At 60.0% G+C, this 16,723-nt stretch carries 20 protein-coding genes and 1 tRNA gene; 14 read left to right on the top strand and 7 right to left on the bottom strand.

Annotated elements, in window-relative coordinates; all coding sequences use genetic code 11:
- Positions 1 to 61 precede the first annotated feature (61 nt).
- From XI06_RS14535 to XI06_RS14550, 4 genes are all read right to left on the bottom strand, one after another.
- Positions 62 to 316 (bottom strand): hypothetical protein, encoded by a 255-nt coding sequence (locus XI06_RS14535; protein WP_271605662.1) that lies wholly within the window; start codon positions 314 to 316, stop codon positions 62 to 64.
- 85 nt (positions 317 to 401) lie between these two features.
- The gene (locus XI06_RS14540) at positions 402 to 848 is read right to left on the bottom strand and encodes a hypothetical protein (RefSeq protein WP_271605663.1); all 447 of its coding nucleotides are present in this window, start codon (positions 846 to 848) and stop codon (positions 402 to 404) included.
- Between the two features lie 150 nt (positions 849 to 998).
- Entirely contained in the window at positions 999 to 2,258 is a 1,260-nt protein-coding gene (locus XI06_RS14545) for a site-specific integrase (RefSeq protein WP_271605664.1), read from the bottom strand.
- 661 nt (positions 2,259 to 2,919) lie between these two features.
- On the bottom strand, positions 2,920 to 3,705 hold the full coding sequence (locus XI06_RS14550) for an SDR family NAD(P)-dependent oxidoreductase (RefSeq protein WP_237861385.1): 786 nt from the start codon (positions 3,703 to 3,705) through the stop codon (positions 2,920 to 2,922).
- A 133-nt stretch (positions 3,706 to 3,838) separates the two neighbouring features.
- On the opposite strand from XI06_RS14550, the gene XI06_RS14555 reads away from it, so the two are divergent.
- Together XI06_RS14555 and XI06_RS14560 are read left to right on the top strand one after the other, a co-directional pair.
- Complete coding sequence (locus XI06_RS14555) at positions 3,839 to 4,534, top strand: histidine phosphatase family protein (protein WP_237873578.1); 696 nt, start codon at positions 3,839 to 3,841, stop codon at positions 4,532 to 4,534.
- 79 nt (positions 4,535 to 4,613) lie between these two features.
- Positions 4,614 to 5,381, top strand: a complete 768-nt coding sequence (locus XI06_RS14560; protein WP_237861388.1) for an SDR family NAD(P)-dependent oxidoreductase — start codon at positions 4,614 to 4,616, stop codon at positions 5,379 to 5,381.
- A gap of 203 nt (positions 5,382 to 5,584) precedes the next feature.
- Here the strand turns inward: XI06_RS14560 and XI06_RS14565 are convergent, their stop codons facing one another.
- Complete coding sequence (locus tag XI06_RS14565; protein WP_237861389.1) at positions 5,585 to 6,805, bottom strand: serine hydrolase domain-containing protein; 1,221 nt, start codon at positions 6,803 to 6,805, stop codon at positions 5,585 to 5,587.
- A gap of 151 nt (positions 6,806 to 6,956) precedes the next feature.
- Here XI06_RS14565 and XI06_RS14570 point away from each other — a divergent pair.
- Positions 6,957 to 7,032 (top strand) — tRNA-Trp (locus XI06_RS14570).
- A 61-nt stretch (positions 7,033 to 7,093) separates the two neighbouring features.
- Here XI06_RS14570 and XI06_RS14575 read toward each other — a convergent pair.
- Together XI06_RS14575 and XI06_RS14580 are read right to left on the bottom strand one after the other, a co-directional pair.
- A complete protein-coding gene (locus XI06_RS14575) occupies positions 7,094 to 8,338 on the bottom strand; it encodes a tyrosine-type recombinase/integrase (RefSeq protein WP_271605665.1) in 1,245 nt (414 codons plus the stop codon).
- Complete coding sequence (locus XI06_RS14580) at positions 8,338 to 8,739, bottom strand: hypothetical protein (protein ID WP_271605666.1); 402 nt, start codon at positions 8,737 to 8,739, stop codon at positions 8,338 to 8,340. The genes XI06_RS14575 and XI06_RS14580 overlap by 1 nt, the downstream gene beginning before the upstream one ends.
- 118 nt (positions 8,740 to 8,857) lie before the next feature.
- Here XI06_RS14580 and XI06_RS14585 point away from each other — a divergent pair, with 118 nt between their 5' ends.
- The 11 genes from XI06_RS14585 to XI06_RS14635 all read left to right on the top strand — a co-directional run.
- The gene (locus tag XI06_RS14585) at positions 8,858 to 9,169 is read left to right on the top strand and encodes a helix-turn-helix domain-containing protein (protein ID WP_271605667.1); all 312 of its coding nucleotides are present in this window, start codon (positions 8,858 to 8,860) and stop codon (positions 9,167 to 9,169) included.
- 63 nt (positions 9,170 to 9,232) lie between these two features.
- Positions 9,233 to 9,499: a hypothetical protein gene (locus XI06_RS14590; RefSeq protein ID WP_271605668.1), complete on the top strand. Its 267-nt coding sequence runs from the start codon at positions 9,233 to 9,235 to the stop codon at positions 9,497 to 9,499.
- Between the two features lie 80 nt (positions 9,500 to 9,579).
- Positions 9,580 to 9,810, top strand: a complete 231-nt coding sequence (locus XI06_RS14595; protein WP_271605669.1) for a hypothetical protein — start codon at positions 9,580 to 9,582, stop codon at positions 9,808 to 9,810.
- 100 nt (positions 9,811 to 9,910) lie between these two features.
- The gene (locus XI06_RS14600; RefSeq protein ID WP_271605670.1) at positions 9,911 to 12,580 is read left to right on the top strand and encodes a DUF3987 domain-containing protein; all 2,670 of its coding nucleotides are present in this window, start codon (positions 9,911 to 9,913) and stop codon (positions 12,578 to 12,580) included.
- Positions 12,581 to 13,003: 423 nt separating this feature from the next.
- Entirely contained in the window at positions 13,004 to 13,402 is a 399-nt protein-coding gene (locus XI06_RS14605) for a hypothetical protein (RefSeq protein WP_271605671.1), read from the top strand.
- An 11-nt stretch (positions 13,403 to 13,413) separates the two neighbouring features.
- Positions 13,414 to 13,704, top strand: a complete 291-nt coding sequence (locus tag XI06_RS14610) for a hypothetical protein (protein WP_271605672.1) — start codon at positions 13,414 to 13,416, stop codon at positions 13,702 to 13,704.
- Positions 13,705 to 13,778: 74 nt separating this feature from the next.
- Positions 13,779 to 14,222, top strand: coding sequence for a hypothetical protein (locus XI06_RS14615; RefSeq protein WP_271605673.1), 444 nt, complete (start codon positions 13,779 to 13,781; stop codon positions 14,220 to 14,222).
- Complete coding sequence (locus tag XI06_RS14620; protein ID WP_271605674.1) at positions 14,212 to 14,451, top strand: hypothetical protein; 240 nt, start codon at positions 14,212 to 14,214, stop codon at positions 14,449 to 14,451. The genes XI06_RS14615 and XI06_RS14620 overlap by 11 nt, the downstream gene beginning before the upstream one ends.
- A gap of 77 nt (positions 14,452 to 14,528) precedes the next feature.
- Entirely contained in the window at positions 14,529 to 14,933 is a 405-nt protein-coding gene (locus tag XI06_RS14625; RefSeq protein WP_271605675.1) for a P27 family phage terminase small subunit, read from the top strand.
- Positions 14,930 to 15,325 carry a hypothetical protein gene (locus XI06_RS14630; RefSeq protein ID WP_271605676.1) on the top strand — a complete coding sequence of 132 codons (396 nt, stop codon included), beginning with the start codon at positions 14,930 to 14,932 and terminating at the stop codon, positions 15,323 to 15,325. The genes XI06_RS14625 and XI06_RS14630 overlap by 4 nt, the downstream gene beginning before the upstream one ends.
- Positions 15,326 to 16,025: 700 nt before the next feature.
- The coding region (locus XI06_RS14635; RefSeq protein ID WP_271605677.1) for an ATP-dependent DNA ligase at positions 16,026 to 16,723 on the top strand (698 nt) is incomplete at its 3' end.

Here is a 16,723-nt window from a genome sequence, read left to right on the forward strand (position 1 = left end):
CTGTGTTGCCCTCAGCCCTTCAAAAACGCAGAAGCCCGGCGCAAGGCCTTGGGCTGGGTGGTCATTCTTCGAACTCAACCGGCGGCTCCGCTTCCATGCCGCATATCGAAAGGTTGAACATGAGGCGGCTGGTGTACGAAGTGACATCCGTGATCAGCCGCTTCATGTTGGCCTCTAGGCTGTCTCCCTTGGGCCAGCCATTTTCGTCCTTCTCGCACTCGATCAGCCCGTCCCATTCGTTGGCGATGTCGTAAAGCTCGCTAAGCGCTGTGCGAATTTCCTCGCGCGTGAATGGTGGTCGCGGTGGTCTGGGCATGCTCATTGCTCCTCTTTGCTCTCGCTGTGCCCTCAGCCCCCATCTCAAAAAAAGAGCCCGGCGCGCGGCCGGGCGTGGTGGTGGTTCACGATTGTGCGGATGCTTGGTCGCGCTTCTTCCACGGATGGAATTTTCCGGTGACCAGTGGCTCGGCTTTGGCCGCTTCGGTGCGGGTCTTACGCCACTCCAGCTCCTCTTCGCGGCTGATTAAACGCTTGGTGCCGACAGTATAGCCGTGCGGCATTTCGGGACGATACTTGTAGAAGGCCTGCAAAGAGATTTTGTTGCGACGGCAAAACTCAGTGATGGTGTATGAACCATCATCATCATCGGCGTCCTCGGGGATCGTGGTCTTGCCGATCTTCTTCACGGTGCTCAGTTTCTTGCCGGTGACTTCAGCTCGTGCCATTGCGCTCTCCTCCAAAATCGGCGACGCAGACTTGATCATCCATAAGCATGAGAGCGACAGGCCGGCTTGGAAACAGAAACAAATCGCTCGCGGCGAAAAATACTGAGGGATGGTGAGTCGCATTTTGCTTGACGCCTTGATTGTGTCACCGTTGGGCTTGGACCGCGTCGCCTCGCGTGAAAGTTGGTCAGAAAATTTGACAGAGCGCATTGCGAGAAAAAGAAAAGCGGCTCACATGAGCCGCTTTGAGATCAACCAACATAGAGTGTTGGATCAGCTCGCCATCGCCACCACGTTCTCGCCGCTCGGCGGCTCTTCCTGCAGAAGGCCGATGCGGGCGTGATCGTCGGCATGCTCGGTGATGAAGCGCGCGTAATGCCGTTGAATGACCTTCGGGCTCGTGTTGTGCAAGCTTGCGACCAAGGCCACTGGCATGTGACTCAGCAAGCGCCGCACGATGCTGCTATGTCGCAACGCGTAGACGCTGACGATGGCCGGATCGAGTCCGATCGACTTGACGACGCGATCGACCCAGCGATGATAGCGCTGGCCCGGATTGTCGCCCCACGGCGCGCCATCGGCCTGCAGCAGCAACGGCGCATCTTCAGGGCGGCCCTTGGCGGCTTGGCGCAACCTCGCCGCCAGTGTTGTCGTGATCGGCACGCTGAAGCGCTCGACTCTCTTCTTGGCGCGGTTTTTGCCGCCCCCTTTGGCGGATTTCGGCATCGCCAGTTTCGGCTTTGTAGGATGGTCGTGCAGATCGGCAACGCGCAAGCGCACGGCTTGGCTCGGCCGCGTGCCGGTGACCGCCAAGACGTCGATCAACAAACCAAGCTTGTCATCGAGCGCGTAGGCCTCAGCCACGAAGGCACGCACCGTGGCATCAGGCAACACGATGTTGCGGGCTTCAGTCGCATCGGGTAGTGGTGCAAGCCCGATATCCCAAGCCCGCTTGTTCTGGATGCGCTTCGGATCGTGTTGTGCGGCCAGTTCCAGCGCGGCGGACAGACAACCGCAGAGCCGGTTCACGGTGGACGGCGCAAGCGTGGCCAACAGACTGTCGCGCCATGTCTGCAATTCGTGCGACGAGAGTACCGCGACCGGCTTTGCGAGCAATGCAGATGTCAGGTGTACGCGAACCCAATCGGAATTGTACGGATTCGCTTGGCGGGCTTCCAGATCGCTCCGGAAGGCCTTCAACGCGGCATCGACGCTGAGCGGTGCGGCCTCGCTTCCGCCATCGTCACCGCGCGTCAGTTTGCGGATAGCGTCCTGTGCCTCGTGATAATTCAGGATGCTCCGGCCGTTGCTGTCGTCGAGATCGTCAGCTTCTGCGATGACCTTGGTCCAATATCCGCCGTGACCGTTCGCACCGCGCGCAATCCAGCTGCCGTTGCCGGTCTTGTTGCGGCGATAGTCTTGTCGAACGCCGCGCCCGAGCGACGGCCCCGCATAGGGCTTGCCGCGCGGCGGCTTTTTCAGTCTCGCGGTGCGTGTTTCCAAGCTGCTGTCGCGGCGCATGCGTGATGCCATGACGATGTCCCCGGTTTTGTCCAAATGATGTGGGCGTAAGCTGAAAGATGCTTGGGGAACGATATGGCAATAATTGACGGGCGATCAACGGCTTAGCGGGCATAGTGCCCGCTCTACGCATCTCCACGCATATAAATTCTGCCCTGCGCAGGGAAGGCCGGATGTTTCGGCTTCACCTGTATGCCGCCGTGCAGCCTGTTGTAGCGCAGATATCGCACAGTGGACCGCGGGTGCCAGCCTTGCACCCGGTCTTCCCTGCGCCCTCTTTCAGAGGAGGGTGAGACGATGAAGCAAAACTCGGGCGAGATGAGCCCCGAGGATGCGAAAGTGTGTCTGAGAGGAAGACGCAAACAATAGGGCGATGCCGATGCACCTCACTCCGTCATTGCGAGCGTAGCGAAGCAATCCAGACTGCCACCGCAGAAAGACTCTGGATTGCTTCGCTACGTTCGCAATGACGGTGTTGATGCAGGTGTGCCCAAAAGCAACCGTCTCGTGCCCCGGACGCAGCGCAGCGTCCCCGGCGATGCGAAGCATCGTCCGGTGCGGTGCGCTGCAGAGCCGGGGCCCATGCCACAGCGGACTCGGTTGCTTGCTCGATCCCGGCTCTGCGCAGCAGCGTAAGGACGCTGCAGCGCGTCCGGGACACGGAGAGCACGTGTCAGACCGGCTTGCCCGTATACGGCATCGATGCCGTCAGGCCACCGTCCACGGGGAACGCTTGCCCATTCACATACGACGCTTCGTCGCTCGCCAGGAACAATCCCATCGCGGCGAGCTCGTGCGGCTGGCCGGGGCGCTTTAGCGGGTTGAGCTGGCCGATCTTGTCCTGGGTGCCACGCTCCTTGGCGCGATCGAAGATCGGCTTGGTCATGCCGGTTTCGATCAGGCCGGGGCACACCGCATTGATGCGCACGCCGGTGCCGGTGAGCGAATAGGCCGTGGTCTGCACGAGGCTGATCACGCCCGCCTTGCTCGCGGCATAGGGATGCCCGCTGGCGCCGGCCTTGAGGCCTGCCACCGACGCCGTGAGCACGATCGCGCCGGATTGCTGTTTCACCATATGCGGCATCGCATGTTTCACCGCGAGGAACGGTCCGATCAGATTGATGCGGAGCACCTCCTGCCAATGCTCGACGGTCTGCTCGCCGAGCGGAACGAGACCGCCGGAGATGCCGGCATTGGCCCAGATCACGTCGAGCCGGCCGTGGGTCGTCACGGCCTTGTCGATGAACGCCATGACGTCCTTTTCGGAGCCCGCGTCGGCGATCATCGCCTCGGCGACGCCACCGGCCTTCTTCACTTCGTCGACGGTCTCTTTCACCGCCTCGGTGCGATCGACCGCGATCAGCTTGGCGCCTTCCCTAGTGAACAGGAGCGCAGCCGCGCGGCCGATGCCGCTGCCGGCGCCGGTGATGATGACGGATTTGCCTTGCAGGCGGCCCATGCGTTTCTCCCTTTGCTTCGCACGCGACGCTTGCCGCGCGACGGAATTTCAAACAAGATTTCAAACAGTAAAGTGTCTTGAGACACGTTCACACCTCACGTACAGCGACATCACACGAGATGGAAGGGTTTCGATGGCAGCCGAAGACAAGCCTGTGATCACGACGCGGTGGTGGTGGGTCCGGCATGCGCCGGTGCGAAACGACGGCGGCAACATCTACGGGCAGAGCGATCTGCCCTGCGACACCAGCGACACCTACGTCTTCAATGCCGTTGCCAAGGTGCTGCCACGCCAGGCGGTCTGGTATTCGAGCAATCTGATGCGCACGCATCAAACCGCCGAAGCGATCTGGGAGGCGGGCTATCCGCGGCCCGCGTCAATGCAGCGGGAAGCGGACCTCGCCGAGCAGAATCTCGGCCGCTGGCAGGGCATGAACCGCGCCGCTTTTATTGCCAGCCGTCCCCTCGGCTCGAACTGGTTTGCTGATATCAACGAGCCCGTGCCCGGCGGCGAGAGCTTCATGGATCTTTATGTCAGGACGCGCCGGACCATCGAGCGGATCAACAACGAGGCGGCCGGGCAGGACGTGATCGCGGTCGCGCATGGCGGCACCATCAAGGCGGCAATCGGCCTTGCACTTGACGGCCAGGTCGAGCGGGCGCTGTCGTTCGATATCGACAATGTCTCGATCACGCGGCTCGATTATTTCGCAAGCCCCGAGCGCTCGGTCTGGCGTCTGCCGATGGTGAACCAGCAGCCGTGGATCGCCGATGACGCCCATGCCGAGATGCATCAGCCGTCGGGGCCGGAAGTCAAGAAACTCGCGTGAGAGAATTGTCATTCCGGGTTCGATGCTTCGCATTGCACCGGAATGACATTGAATACGAAGACCAATCTGGGAGGAAAGCATGACCTTGTTCGACATGAAGGGTAAAGTTGCCGTCATCACCGGCTCGACGCGCGGCATCGGGCTTGCGATCGCCGAGCGCATGGCAGAGCACGGCGCCAAGGTCGTGATCTCCTCGCGCAAGGCCGATGTCTGCGAGCAGGTCGCCAAAGACATCAACGGCAAGTTCGGCAAGGGCACTGCGGTGGCGATCGCCGCCAACATCTCATCGAAAGAGAATCTGCAAAACCTCGTCGACGAGAGCAACCGCGCCTTCGGCAGGATCGACGTGCTGGTCTGCAACGCCGCGTCGAACCCGTATTACGGTCCGCTCGCCGGCATCTCCGACGATCAGTTCCGCAAGATTCTCGACAACAACATCGTCGCCAACAATTGGCTGATCTCGATGGTGGTGCCGCAGATGATCGAGCGCAAGGACGGCTCGGTGATCATCGTGTCGTCGATCGGCGGATTGAAGGGCTCGACCATCCTCGGCGCCTACGCGATCTCCAAGGCTGCCGACATGCAGCTCGCGCGCAATCTCGCCTGCGAATACGGCAAGCACAACATCCGCGTGAACTGCATCGCGCCCGGCTTGATCAAGACCGATTTTGCCAAGGCGCTGTGGGACAATCCGGAGAATTTGAAGGCCTCGACCTCGCGTTCGCCGCTGCTGCGCATCGGCATTCCCGACGAGATCGCAGGCGCGGCGGTGTTCCTGGGTTCGAAAGCCGGTGACTTCATGACTGGCCAGACCATGGTGATCGACGGCGGCGCGACGATTAGTTGAGGCGTCGCGCGGGAAGGGCGTGCAGCTAGCCCAATGACAGGTGTCATCGCCCGCGAAAGCGGGCGATCCAGTACTCCGCGGCGGAAGTTATGTGAACGAACTTCCGCTGCGGCGTACTGAATGCACTGGTCAAGCCGGGGCATGACAGCGAGTGTGTGGATACGGTGTCGCGACTAGCAAGACTTCGCGCCCAATCGCAGACCTCAATCCACCGCCGCGTAAACCAGATCCCGCACCAAGGTCCGCGTAAAATCACGCTGTCCCGGGCCTTGGCTCATGAACACCGTGAACAGATCCTCCTTCGGATCGATCCAGAAGAACGTGCCGGCAATGCCGCTCCAGAAATACTGGCCGACGCTGCCGGGGAAGGGCGCGATGCCGGCCTCGCGCCGCACGGCGAAGCCGAGACCGAAGCCGTGGCCGGGCGGGAGCAGCGTGCCGTTGGTCTGAACGTGAGGGCCGAGGTGATCGGAGGCCATCAGCTCCAGCGTCTTGCGGCCGATGACCCTGGCGCCGTCGAGGGTGCCGCCATTGCGCAGCATCAGGGCGAAGCGGGCATAGTCCATCGTGGTCGAGACCAGACCGCCGCCGCCGGATTCCATCACCGGCTGCTCGAGCATGTTGAACAGCGCGACCTTATCGCCGGTCCAGGGATCGGCTTCGAACGGTTGGGCGAGCCTGCCGGCATTGGCCTCGGAGGTCGAGAAGCCGGTCTCGGTCATCTGCAAGGGCGCAAGGATGCGCTCGGTCAGGAATGCGCCGAGCGATTTGCCGCTGATGACCTCGATGATGCGGCCGAGGATGTCGGTGGAGCGGCTGTAGTTGAATTCGTCGCCGGGGTGGCAGACCAGCGGGAAGCTCGCCACCAGGGCGGCGTGCTCGGCATTGGTGATCTTGCGGCTGCGGACGCGGGATTCCTGATAGAGCTTGTGCACGGGGCCGTCGCCCTGGTGCTCATACGTCAAACCAGACGTGTGGCGGAGCAGGTCCTGCACCGTCATCGGCCGCTTCGGCGGAATCAGCTCCAGCCTGCCGCCGCTGATTACGCCGACCTTCTGATTGGCGAATTCCGGAATGAACTTGGCCACGGGATCGCCCAGCAGAAGGTGTCCATCTTCGACCAACGCCATGACCGCAACCGACACGATCGGCTTGGTCATCGAAAAGATCCGGAAGAGCGAATCGCGCGCCATCGCTGGTCCCGCCGGACACTGCTTGCCGAGCGCCTCGAACCAGCCGACCTGACCGCCTCTCCACACAAGAACGGTCACGCCGGGGATGGTTCCCTTGTCGATCTCACGCTTGAACGCATCCGACATCGCCTGCAGGCGGGGCCGCGACAGGCCGAGGGTTTCGGGACGGGCGTCCGGCAGGGCGGGTGTCCGGGCTACGGAGGCAGCTGTCGTGGCGGCATGGGCGTTCATGGGGGCTCCCGGGTGCGGTTTCTTGTCGTTCGGGCGCAACACTGGCCCAGAAGCGGCTCTGTGAACAAGCGGCCCCAATGCGCTTCTCCCTTGCAATCCGGTCGTCCCCTGTGCTTGAAAGCGCCCCTGAGCCGCGGCGACGCAGGTTCGTAGGAGTGTAGCTCAATTGGTAGAGCACCGGTCTCCAAAACCGGGGGTCGCAGGTTCGAGCCCTGCCACTCCTGCCAGCAAAATCAAATAGTTAGATGGTCAGTCCCCCGTCTCGTTCGAAATTTGCTAACGGTTTTGCTAACCGGCGCTAAGAAATCCCGCCGCCAAGCTCGCGATAGCCTCGGAAAGCTTCTCATCGGCCTGCGTGGTCCGCTTCCGCTTGGTGTAGGCCTTCAGCAGAACTGCAGGATCGTCTCCAATTCGCTGGGCGACCGTGTGCACGGGGATGCCAGCATCGAGCAAGGCGGTGGCATGGATGCCCCGCAGATCGTGAAACCGCGTCTTGCCGAACCCGAGCTTTTCCGCACGATCGGCGAAATCTCGCGAGAAGTTGCGTGGATGGCGAGGGGTCGTGAACGACACCGTGAGCGCGGGGAACATCAGCGCTTTGCTGGGCAGGTGGATCAGCGATAGATCAACTTCGGCGCCATCTGGGATGCCAGCATGTAGCCGCAGGTGCCGTTGTTTCTCCTTCAACAACACGGCCATGGTGTCGTCGTCCAGATTAATGGTCCGAAGCCCGCGCTTGGTTTTCGGCGGCTTGATCCTGATCCCGAATTTCTTCGTGTGTTCCAAAGCCCGCTCGATCCGCAGCGTCTTCTTACCGACGTCGAGATCAGACCACCGCAAAGCCAACAGTTCATTGCGGCGCGCGCCACTGGCGGCGGCCAACACCACGATCGGGTAGACGGTGCGCGATTTGAAGCCGGCGATCAGCTTCGCCAGCTCCGTTTCTGTTAGGCCCTCGCCGATCTCGTCGATTCCATCAATCTCTTGATCGTCGGCTTCTTGATTTTCTGGGTTGAAGGCTTCAGGCGATGGAATTTGCTCGACCTTCTCCATTGGATTGGTGGCAATTAGTCCTTTGCGGTGCGCGGTCGCCAAGCAGCCGCCGAAAACCGTATGAACGTGATGCTGCGTGCGCGGCGTTATGAGCTGGGCGTCGGCCATATCTGAATAAAGCTGGTCAATCTCGGTAGCGCGTACCTTCTGCAGCAAACGATGGCCGAGCTTTGGTTTCACATGCGTTCGCAGCAATTGGCCGTAACGTTCTAGGGTGCGCTGGCTGACTTTCTTCTGCCGGCGTCCGGGCGCGCCAGCTTTAAGCCATTCCTCGATCCATTGACCGAGCGTGAGCTTGGATGCTTCCACATGCTTGCCGTCCTCGATCTCGGTGACCAGCCGCGCCAATTCCTTCTCGGCCGCACGCTTGGTGCCCTTGAACGTCACCCACTTTTGACGACGCTTCTCGCCGCGCTCGCGCGGCAGATCAATGATCAGCGACCAACTCCCCGGTGAGCGTTCCTTGATGCTGCCAGCCATCACTTATCCTCCTCTGGAGCGATGAAACCGCTACGCAAGCCCGGATGTCCGGGCGGCAGCCAAGCCGTGCCATGCGGTGTCCGCAAGGGCATATAACCCAACCTGCGGAACGTCGCCTCGACGTTGCCGCGCTCGATCTCCGTGAATGTCTGCTGCATCCGTTCGAGCATTGTGATCGGTGCGAGCGCCATCTCGATCAGGTGCTCCGCCTCTTGGCTCTGAGTGCGCCCGCTGTTTCGGGCAGCGGTATCTATCCGTGCCTTCACTTCCGGCCGGACCTTGAGCCCCAGACTGACGCGGGTGCCTTCCTGTACCGGCTTGACCGGGCGGCCGATCCGCTTCGCGCCGCTGGTACGGGCCCATTCCGGTTTTGCGGGCGGCTCTTTCTTCTTCCGCGTCATCCCAGTTCCCCTCTCATCCCCTCTTTCTAGGGAACATGAGAAAGGATTGTCAACATTGCAAGGGAGGTATAAGGGAGTTGGATTATTTCTCTTGATCAGCAGAAAGGAGCTGAACCCGATGGCTAAGCCTGCGAAGAAGCAGCGCCGGTATCCAGCACCGGCAAGACAGCGGCTTAGACTGGGCCGGACACAGAGCAAGCCGCCGCAGAAGGTCTTGCTTGGCCATAACAAGCCCCCTCCCGGTCCTCTTCCCGGCGACATTGATGGACCAGCAACCCTGACCGTCGAGCAAGTCGCAGAGTTGCTGCAGATCGGACGCAATCAAGCGTACGAGGGAGTTCACAGCGGCCAAATTCCATCGATCAAGATCGGCAGGCGTTACCTCGTGCCGACAGCGGCGCTAAGCCGCCTGCTTGGTCAGACCGCATGAAGCACAGCCCGGCCGATCGCGCCGGGTTTTCGCATTTCGGGCTGGGCAACAGGAGCAAGGATCATGACCAGACCACCGCGACCACCACTCACGCGCGAGGAAGTTCGCGCAGCACTTGGCGAGCTTTACGAGCTTGCCAACGAATGGGACGGGTTGATCGAGTGCGAGCAAGATGAAAATGGCTGGCCCAAGGGAGACAGCCTAGAGGCAAATATGAAGCGGCTGATCACGGATGTCACTTCGTGCACCAGCTTCCTCATGTTCAACCTTCTGACATGCGGCATGCAAGCGGAGCCGCCGGTTGATTTCGAAGACCTAGAGATACAGTGACCACTTAAAGCCCGGCCGATCTGCGCCGGGCTTTGTTCGTCTGAAGGGGTTGAGGGCAACCAAGGAGAGCGAGAAGCACGATGCAAAAACCAAGACCCCGAGTTCACTTTGTCGATGAAGCCGACGAACAGGAGCATGTGCTCAATTGTGCATGCTGGATGTACGCGGAAGACATGGCGCTGGAATTGGACTTACCGCCAGAATTCTGCGCCGATCGCGTCAAGGCAATGGTGCTGGACGGGCGCCTCATCTTTGAAGTTGCCGGTGAACGTGTGCGGCTGATGCCAGCGCCGTCATTGGCTGAACATTGAAGACGAAACCGCCGGGCGCGGTCTCAATCTCCACGTCGGGCGGCACGACTTCAAAAGAGCAAGAGGTTTCGATCACCGAGCGACAAAAATCGGAGATCACATGCAGGATACGCCCACCCCCACACCCGGCGCAAGCGCCGGCAAGGTCCTCGATTACAACGGCGCGGGGCCGCAGGTGCCGTACTCGCAGATTGATGAGTTCATCCGCAGGATTATGGCGGGGGTGCCGGAGGCCGCACGGTCGGAGGTCGGGGCACCCGATACCGGCAGCTCAGACCTCGATTATAACCGCGCCGGCCCGCAGATCAGCCCGAAAAGGCAGCACATTGACATCGCCGACATCCGCGCCCGCGTACACGGTGATGCCCGAGGCTTCGTGGAGTGGCTGTATTCCGGCCGGGCAGCGATCCACCGCAGCGGAGCCGAGGCCCGGATCGGCAACGTCGAGGGTGAGGCCGGATCATCGCTCTCGATCCGTTTGACAGGCGCAGATGCCGGGCTCTGGAAGGATCATGCCACCGATGAGGGCGGTGACCTGATCACGCTGTACATGCTGTACATGAACTACGCCGACACCAAGGAGAACTTCGTGCTCGCGGTGAAGGAGATCGCCCGCGACTTCCTGCACGACAAGATCGAATTCCAGCGTCCCCTCTGGACCCCGACGGCGGAGACGGTGATCCGCAACAAGAAAGAGAAGTACGGCGATAAGCCGCTCCAAGATGAGGACAATAGCGTGCTATTGGGCGCGCCGGTCGCGACCTATTCCTACTTCGATGCGGAGGGCAATATCGTTGCGCAGGTGATGCGCTATGATCTGGACAGCATCGACGAGCACGGCAAGCGCAAAAAGACGTTTCGGCCGCATTGCTTCCGCGAAGTCGACGGCAAGCCGAAGTGGATCACAGGCGCGCCGGACGTTCGGCCGCTGTATCGCTTGCCACAGATTAGCAAGACACACATTGTCGTGTTGGTTGAGGGCGAGAAATGTGCCGATGCCTTAGCCGGCGTCGATATCGCGGCGACCAGCGCGATGGGCGGTGCTGAGGCGCCGATCGACAAAACTGATTGGTCGCCGCTTGCAGGCAAGACCGTAATTATTTGGCCCGACAACGACGATCCCAGCAAGGCATATGCGCGCAAAGTCTCGCCGCATCTGGTCGCGCTCGGCTGTAGGGTCCTAGGAGTTGATCCACCAACGGACTCAGCGCCGAAATGGGACGCCGCCGATTGCATCGCCGAAGGCAAACACCCGCGCGACCTGATTAACTCGGCAAAGCCGGTCGTCTCCATCACAACAGACCCGGTTGACGTCTGGGCGAAGTTTGATCCGCCAACTTTGCCGCGCGGTCTCTTGCCGGACGTGATCGAGCGCTTCGCCTTCGCGCAGGGCATGGACATGGGCGCCGACATGGGAGGTATCGCTCTCTCGGCTCTCACGGTCTGTGCGGCTGCCATTCCCGACAAGGTTCAATTACAAGTGAAGCGGCACGGGAATTGGCTGGAGTCGGCTCGGCTCTGGAGTGCGCTCGTCGGCCTTCCCAGCTCAATGAAAAGCCCCATGATGGCCGCTGCTGTTCGGCCGCTGCGGCAGGTCGATACCGACATGGCACTCCGTTATGCGAAAGCGCGCGCGGCATACGATGCGCTCAGCAAGGAGCAGAAGGCCCAGACCGAGCCGCCCCAGCAGAAGCGCCTCCTGCTGCACGACACGACCATCGAGGCGGCACAGGAGGTCCTGAAGGACAGTCCGGACGGCGTGCTTTGCTACCAGGACGAATTATCTGGGTGGTTTGGAGCAATGGATAAATATTCGGGTGGTCGCGGCGCTGCAAAGGATCGCGCGTTCTGGCTGGAAGCGTTTAATGGCGCAACCTACTCGGTCAATCGGGTCGGACGCGGTGCAGTCTTCATCAAGAACCTGTCCGTATCTCTCATCGGAGGCATTCAGCCCGATCCCATTCGAAAGCTGGCGGGCGACAGTGCGGACGACGGCTTATTGCAACGTCTGGTGCCTATTATGCTCCAATCTGCCGTCGCAGGTCGGGATGATGAGGAGACATCGCCGGTCGTCGCGGAATATGACCGGCTCGTGAAGCGGCTCCACAATCTGAGCGAGACGGACGCCAAGGTTCTCAAGTTCGATGAGGGGGCGCAACAATATCGCCAAGAACTGGAACGCAGGCATCTTGAGCTGCAAGCGTGCGAAGCGATCAATCCGAAGCTGGCCGCGCACATCGGCAAGTACAACGGGCTCTTCGCCAGGCTCTGCATAATCTGGCACTGCTGCGAGGCCGACGTCGATAAGGTCGGCAATACGCACGATTTCAACTTTCCGGTCCCGGAACTGCTACCGCTCATTTCAGAGCAGACGGCCCGCCGTGTGGGAGCATTTCTGCACAGATTCCTTCTGCCCCATGCACTCGCGTTCTACGCGGGCGTGCTGGGCCTCTCCAACGACCACGACCGGCTCACCTCAGTGGCGGGATACATTTTGGCGCACAGGCTTGAGAAGCTAACGAACCGGGATATCCAGCGTGGCGACCGTACCATGCGAAACCTGAGCCGCTCAGAGTTTGAGGTGATCTTCGAGCATCTCGACGCGCTGGGGTGGATTGATCGTGTTCCCGGACCCCGGCCGAGTTCTCCACCGCACTGGATCGTTAACCCACTCGTGCACAGCAAATTCGCGGAACGAGCTGTAGTCGAGGCGGAAAGACGGGCGCGGGATCGCAAGATGATCGCCGAGCTGATGGGCAAAACGACATGACAAGTTTTGTCGTCACTGTCCCTTACGCGCGCGAAACATATGGGTTGCCTTATGTAGAAAAGAGTCGAATCCGCATTTCTTTGACATGCGCGCAAGGGACTTTGTCGACAAAAGTCGGCTAGCCTAGCCCGACCGCACCGCCAACGCGATCGGCGTCTTTGGCGGCCTGTTGTAAGCGCGGCAGCGAATTCGCCCCCGAGACTTCTTGGGTCAGCCATCACCCTAGGAGCGCGAAACCCCTGACATTAAGATCTTTTTCGATTTATACTCACATGGCCACTCGCGCACTTTAGCGGCGTAGATGACACTCTCTCTTTCTTGGGATTGTCCGTTGTCGGGCCGTGCCACGATTACGAATCTTCGAGGGGGCCCTGCTCGACGTGAAAGAGGTCGTCAAAACTCCGGGGTGACGATGTGACTAGGATGGTCTTTGTCGAGACGCCCGTGAGCGCTCCCGAGCCGGTTGAGGCAGCTCCCGTGCTGATGCCGCTGAGCGAACAACTCAGTCGGTGGATCGGGCATTTCTGCCGAGTTCCTAACGGCGTCCGCAAGGGTGATCGAGTCGATCTACTTGACGAGCAGAAGCAGCTCATCAAGGCGATCTATGACGGCCTGGCGATGGAGCATGTGGTGCAGGGCGACTTGGCCAGCTATCTGGCGCTGGCGGCGATGTGCGGTCCTGCAAAAGGCTACCCTCACGTGCGGTTCGTCGTCGATGATTCTTTGATTTGGGCGGCCGCTTCACCTGAATTGCAAAGCATCATCGGTCGCGATGCACAGGGTCGCCTGTGGTTCTCTGGCAAGGCCGTGCTGACGACATGAGGCGATTTTCAATGATGGGCATGTTACGGACCTGGCTCAGTTCAGCGGAGCGCGACCGGCGCATCATTTCGTCCGTCCTAGGCGATGAGCAGCTTGCGCAGATGGACGCGGAGAATGCCGAAGTTGACGCGCTGCTGTGCAGGCGCCGACCGGAGGCAAAAGCCAATACGTTGCTGCGCAGCGTTCGTGCGAAGGTCAAGGCCAAGATGCTGTTGCGAAGGCTCGCTAATCGCTCTGTTGAGTCGGCCAAGCAGAAACCATCAACGCAGGGTATCATTCGCAAGACGTATTTCAATCGATAGCGATGATAGCATGGTGATGCCGTTAGCGGGCAAACACGCGACCAAATACATCGTGCAGTGAGCGAGTTGTGGCCATGATGACGCGCGAACAACTTGAAGAGATTGATCGGCGGAACGCCGAATGTGACGCCCTCCTGCTTCGGATGCGCGAACGCCGTGAATGTTTGGAGCGTTCGCATTCTGGAGCAGCAGCCGAGAGCCTTGCTGTTAACAGTATGGTTGCAAGAATGCGCGACTCTGCATCGCAGTATGTCGATAGTGATTGTCTGCAGCGTGCGCTTGAGGCCACAGTCGGCATGTTGGGTGAGGAAATTGGCCTGATCGAGCGCAAGATCAGAACGGACATGATCGCCCGTCAAGACGACGCACTTCGCCAGATCAATGAAAGGCTTAATGGCATCGATGCGAGGCTTGATGAATTGGCATCGCGTTTGGATCAGATCGAAGGCGATGTCGGCGACATTGAGCGCAATGCAAAGGTCACGCTGTTGAAACGAGGAAGCCGCCGTGTTGCCTAGTATATGGCAAGAGCAATTTTATCAGGCTTACGAGCGCGCACGGTTGCGAGAACTGGCCAAATACAAGACGCACGATCCTTCAGTCGATCTGTCCAGCGCGCATTTCGCGCTGCGTGTTCTGATCGAGAGCCTGCCGGGCCGCGCCGTCCGCTTAAGCGGGCCCGCTCGTTGCTTGCTTGCTGAAAGAGCACGCGATGCGGCTGATCTTATCGAACGCGGCGAAGTTTAAACCGGCCGGGGGGACATTTCTTTCGCGGAAGGGATGGGGGTGGTCCCGACCGGCGACACGGCCGAAGACTTTTGAAATTGGGTGAGAACATTCGCGCGAGGGAATTCGCGGTGACGAAGAGAACAGCATTTACATTGGTTGATGGGACGCCGAATCCCAGCCCACCGCCCACATCCCTCGGTGCAGCGGGTGTGAAGTTGTGGCAATCCCTGCTTGCCGATTTCGTCATCGATGATGCTGGCGGCCGCGAGATGTTGACGCGGATATGCGAGGCCGCCGACAGCCTCGCCGAGTACGATGCTGAGATCGCGCGTGACGGCACGACGATCAAGACCCGCAACGGGCTGAAGGATCACCCGCTCTTGAAACATCGCTTGGCGACACAGAGCTTCATCGTCAGATCGCTGCATCGATTGGGGCTCGACATCGAGCCGACGCGCAACACGGTCGGGCGCCCACCGTCCAATCAGAGAAAGTCATGAGCACGATCACCCGACGCAAACGGACATCGCGGATCAACATCGGCCCGTACAAGCGCCATGAGCTTCTATTCGGCGAAATCAGATATCCGGTCTATGGCTACAGTGGGTATGGCGATGGCTTCGGCACCGATCTGACCGTGTTCATCAGCGATGACATGCGCGAAGACTGGAACGCAAACCGTGATGAGCTGGTTTCGTTTTGGAAGTCCGGCGAGTTTACCGACTTCGAGACGTTCTCGGACAGCCTGCCGTGGCTGTTTGACCGCGGTTACACGGACGGGCTGCCATGGGCGTCGCTTAATCTCGACGGCAGGAGGCCGCCGCAGGAGTGGCCGGTTGGCAACGCGCCATTATCGCCATTCGCGACGCACGCTTGCCGCACAGCGGGCTAGAGCGCAGCGAATGCACGTTGGGTCCATCAATGCGGTATCCCACGGCCGAAGATATGTCGGCTATCAGTGGTGGACCGGACCTAACTCGACTCTCGGCCAAACCGTCGCGAATCAGTGTCGTCGCTATGCGGTGAGGTTGCCTTTAGCGTTACGCGCGAGAGCGGCCCAAGCCAAAGCAGCCCGAAGCCACTTCTGGCGTTCAACCGGGCAACTCGCGGCAATGGCTTTCCTCATTGCAGCGAGCGCTTCTGCTTGATGGTCAGGCTCCCGCGTCACACGCGTAATCACTTGTTAGAAATTATCGAAGCGCGAAATATCAAAGCTAGAAGTTATCAAAGCTGATGAAATTCAACAGCTCCGGAAAAATACCGGCTGCCAGGCAAGACGGGCCCCAAGGTGCAACTTGGAGAGCACCCGGAACAGGCGCAGGGGCTAGGAAGGCCGGCCGGCATTGGTCAACATCGAGTGAGAACACTCCTATGGACACGTTCTAATTTATCACATCCTGTTCGTGTGTTGTTCGAGAGGTGTTCTAAAAAACACAACCTGAAAAGACCTCTGAGGTTGTATTGAGCGTCCTAGGTGTATTCATCCAAGGAACACCCGGCTGTCTGTGCAGTTGGAGACGCGTGACTTAAAGAAGGTAGACTGCCTGCCGTCGGCAAACCCGCGCGGCGGGTATTTTTGTGAGTTGCGTAGCGTGGCGAAGCGTACAAAAGCACGTCCTGTGATGCCGGGGTTCATCAAGCCCCAACTGGCAACTCTCAAGACGAGAGCTCCCTCGGGCGTCGATTGGATACACGAGATCAAGTACGATGGTTATCGCATCCAGCTCCATATCGACGGCGACATTCGCAAGGCCTTCACCCGCAATGGACACGATTGGGTAAAGCGCTTCTCCACGATTGCCGGGGCGTTCGACCTTCCATGTCAGGCGATCATCGACGGGGAGGTCGTCGTCGTCCATGAAGGCCGCACTAACTTCTCCGAGTTGCAGGCTGAACTCGCGGGAGGTCGTCAGGATCGTTTGCAGTACTATGCCTTCGACTTGCTATGGCTCGATGGCAAAGACCTGAGAAACACGTCTCAGCTTGCCCGTAAGGAGCTATTGAAGGAGCTATTCGATGAATGCGGCATCGAAGCGCCCGCGCTCTACAGTGAACATTTGATCGGCAACGGTCAGGAAATGTTCGAGCATGCTGCACGGCTCAATTTCGAGGGCATCGTCTCCAAGCGCATTGAAGCCCCATATCGCTCTGATCGCAATGAAGGCTGGCAGAAGATCAAAGCCGTCCAGCGAGAGAAATTCCCCGTCGTCGGTTTTATCAAGGACCCCACCGGCGTCGCCGCGCTATATCTCGGCAAGCAGGAAGGCAAAGAGCTGCGCTACATGGGCAA

Origin of the sequence: Bradyrhizobium sp. CCBAU 11434 (genome assembly GCF_028128895.1) — a bacterium.
In the GTDB taxonomy this organism is placed as follows: domain Bacteria; phylum Pseudomonadota; class Alphaproteobacteria; order Rhizobiales; family Xanthobacteraceae; genus Bradyrhizobium; species Bradyrhizobium zhengyangense.

Bases quoted from the DNA above. Each gene is read 5' to 3' on its own strand.
- XI06_RS14535 (WP_271605662.1), bottom strand. From the start codon at position 316: ATGCCCAGACCACCGCGACCACCATTCACGCGCGAGGAAATTCGCACA.
- XI06_RS14540 (WP_271605663.1), bottom strand. From the start codon at position 848: ATGCGACTCACCATCCCTCAGTATTTTTCGCCGCGAGCGATTTGTTTC.
- XI06_RS14545 (WP_271605664.1), bottom strand. From the start codon at position 2,258: ATGGCATCACGCATGCGCCGCGACAGCAGCTTGGAAACACGCACCGCG.
- XI06_RS14550 (WP_237861385.1), bottom strand. From the start codon at position 3,705: ATGGGCCGCCTGCAAGGCAAATCCGTCATCATCACCGGCGCCGGCAGC.
- XI06_RS14555 (WP_237873578.1), top strand. From the start codon at position 3,839: ATGGCAGCCGAAGACAAGCCTGTGATCACGACGCGGTGGTGGTGGGTC.
- XI06_RS14560 (WP_237861388.1), top strand. From the start codon at position 4,614: ATGACCTTGTTCGACATGAAGGGTAAAGTTGCCGTCATCACCGGCTCG.
- XI06_RS14565 (WP_237861389.1), bottom strand. From the start codon at position 6,805: ATGAACGCCCATGCCGCCACGACAGCTGCCTCCGTAGCCCGGACACCC.
- XI06_RS14575 (WP_271605665.1), bottom strand. From the start codon at position 8,338: ATGGCTGGCAGCATCAAGGAACGCTCACCGGGGAGTTGGTCGCTGATC.
- XI06_RS14580 (WP_271605666.1), bottom strand. From the start codon at position 8,739: ATGACGCGGAAGAAGAAAGAGCCGCCCGCAAAACCGGAATGGGCCCGT.
- XI06_RS14585 (WP_271605667.1), top strand. From the start codon at position 8,858: ATGGCTAAGCCTGCGAAGAAGCAGCGCCGGTATCCAGCACCGGCAAGA.
- XI06_RS14590 (WP_271605668.1), top strand. From the start codon at position 9,233: ATGACCAGACCACCGCGACCACCACTCACGCGCGAGGAAGTTCGCGCA.
- XI06_RS14595 (WP_271605669.1), top strand. From the start codon at position 9,580: ATGCAAAAACCAAGACCCCGAGTTCACTTTGTCGATGAAGCCGACGAA.
- XI06_RS14600 (WP_271605670.1), top strand. From the start codon at position 9,911: ATGCAGGATACGCCCACCCCCACACCCGGCGCAAGCGCCGGCAAGGTC.
- XI06_RS14605 (WP_271605671.1), top strand. From the start codon at position 13,004: ATGGTCTTTGTCGAGACGCCCGTGAGCGCTCCCGAGCCGGTTGAGGCA.
- XI06_RS14610 (WP_271605672.1), top strand. From the start codon at position 13,414: ATGATGGGCATGTTACGGACCTGGCTCAGTTCAGCGGAGCGCGACCGG.
- XI06_RS14615 (WP_271605673.1), top strand. From the start codon at position 13,779: ATGATGACGCGCGAACAACTTGAAGAGATTGATCGGCGGAACGCCGAA.
- XI06_RS14630 (WP_271605676.1), top strand. From the start codon at position 14,930: ATGAGCACGATCACCCGACGCAAACGGACATCGCGGATCAACATCGGC.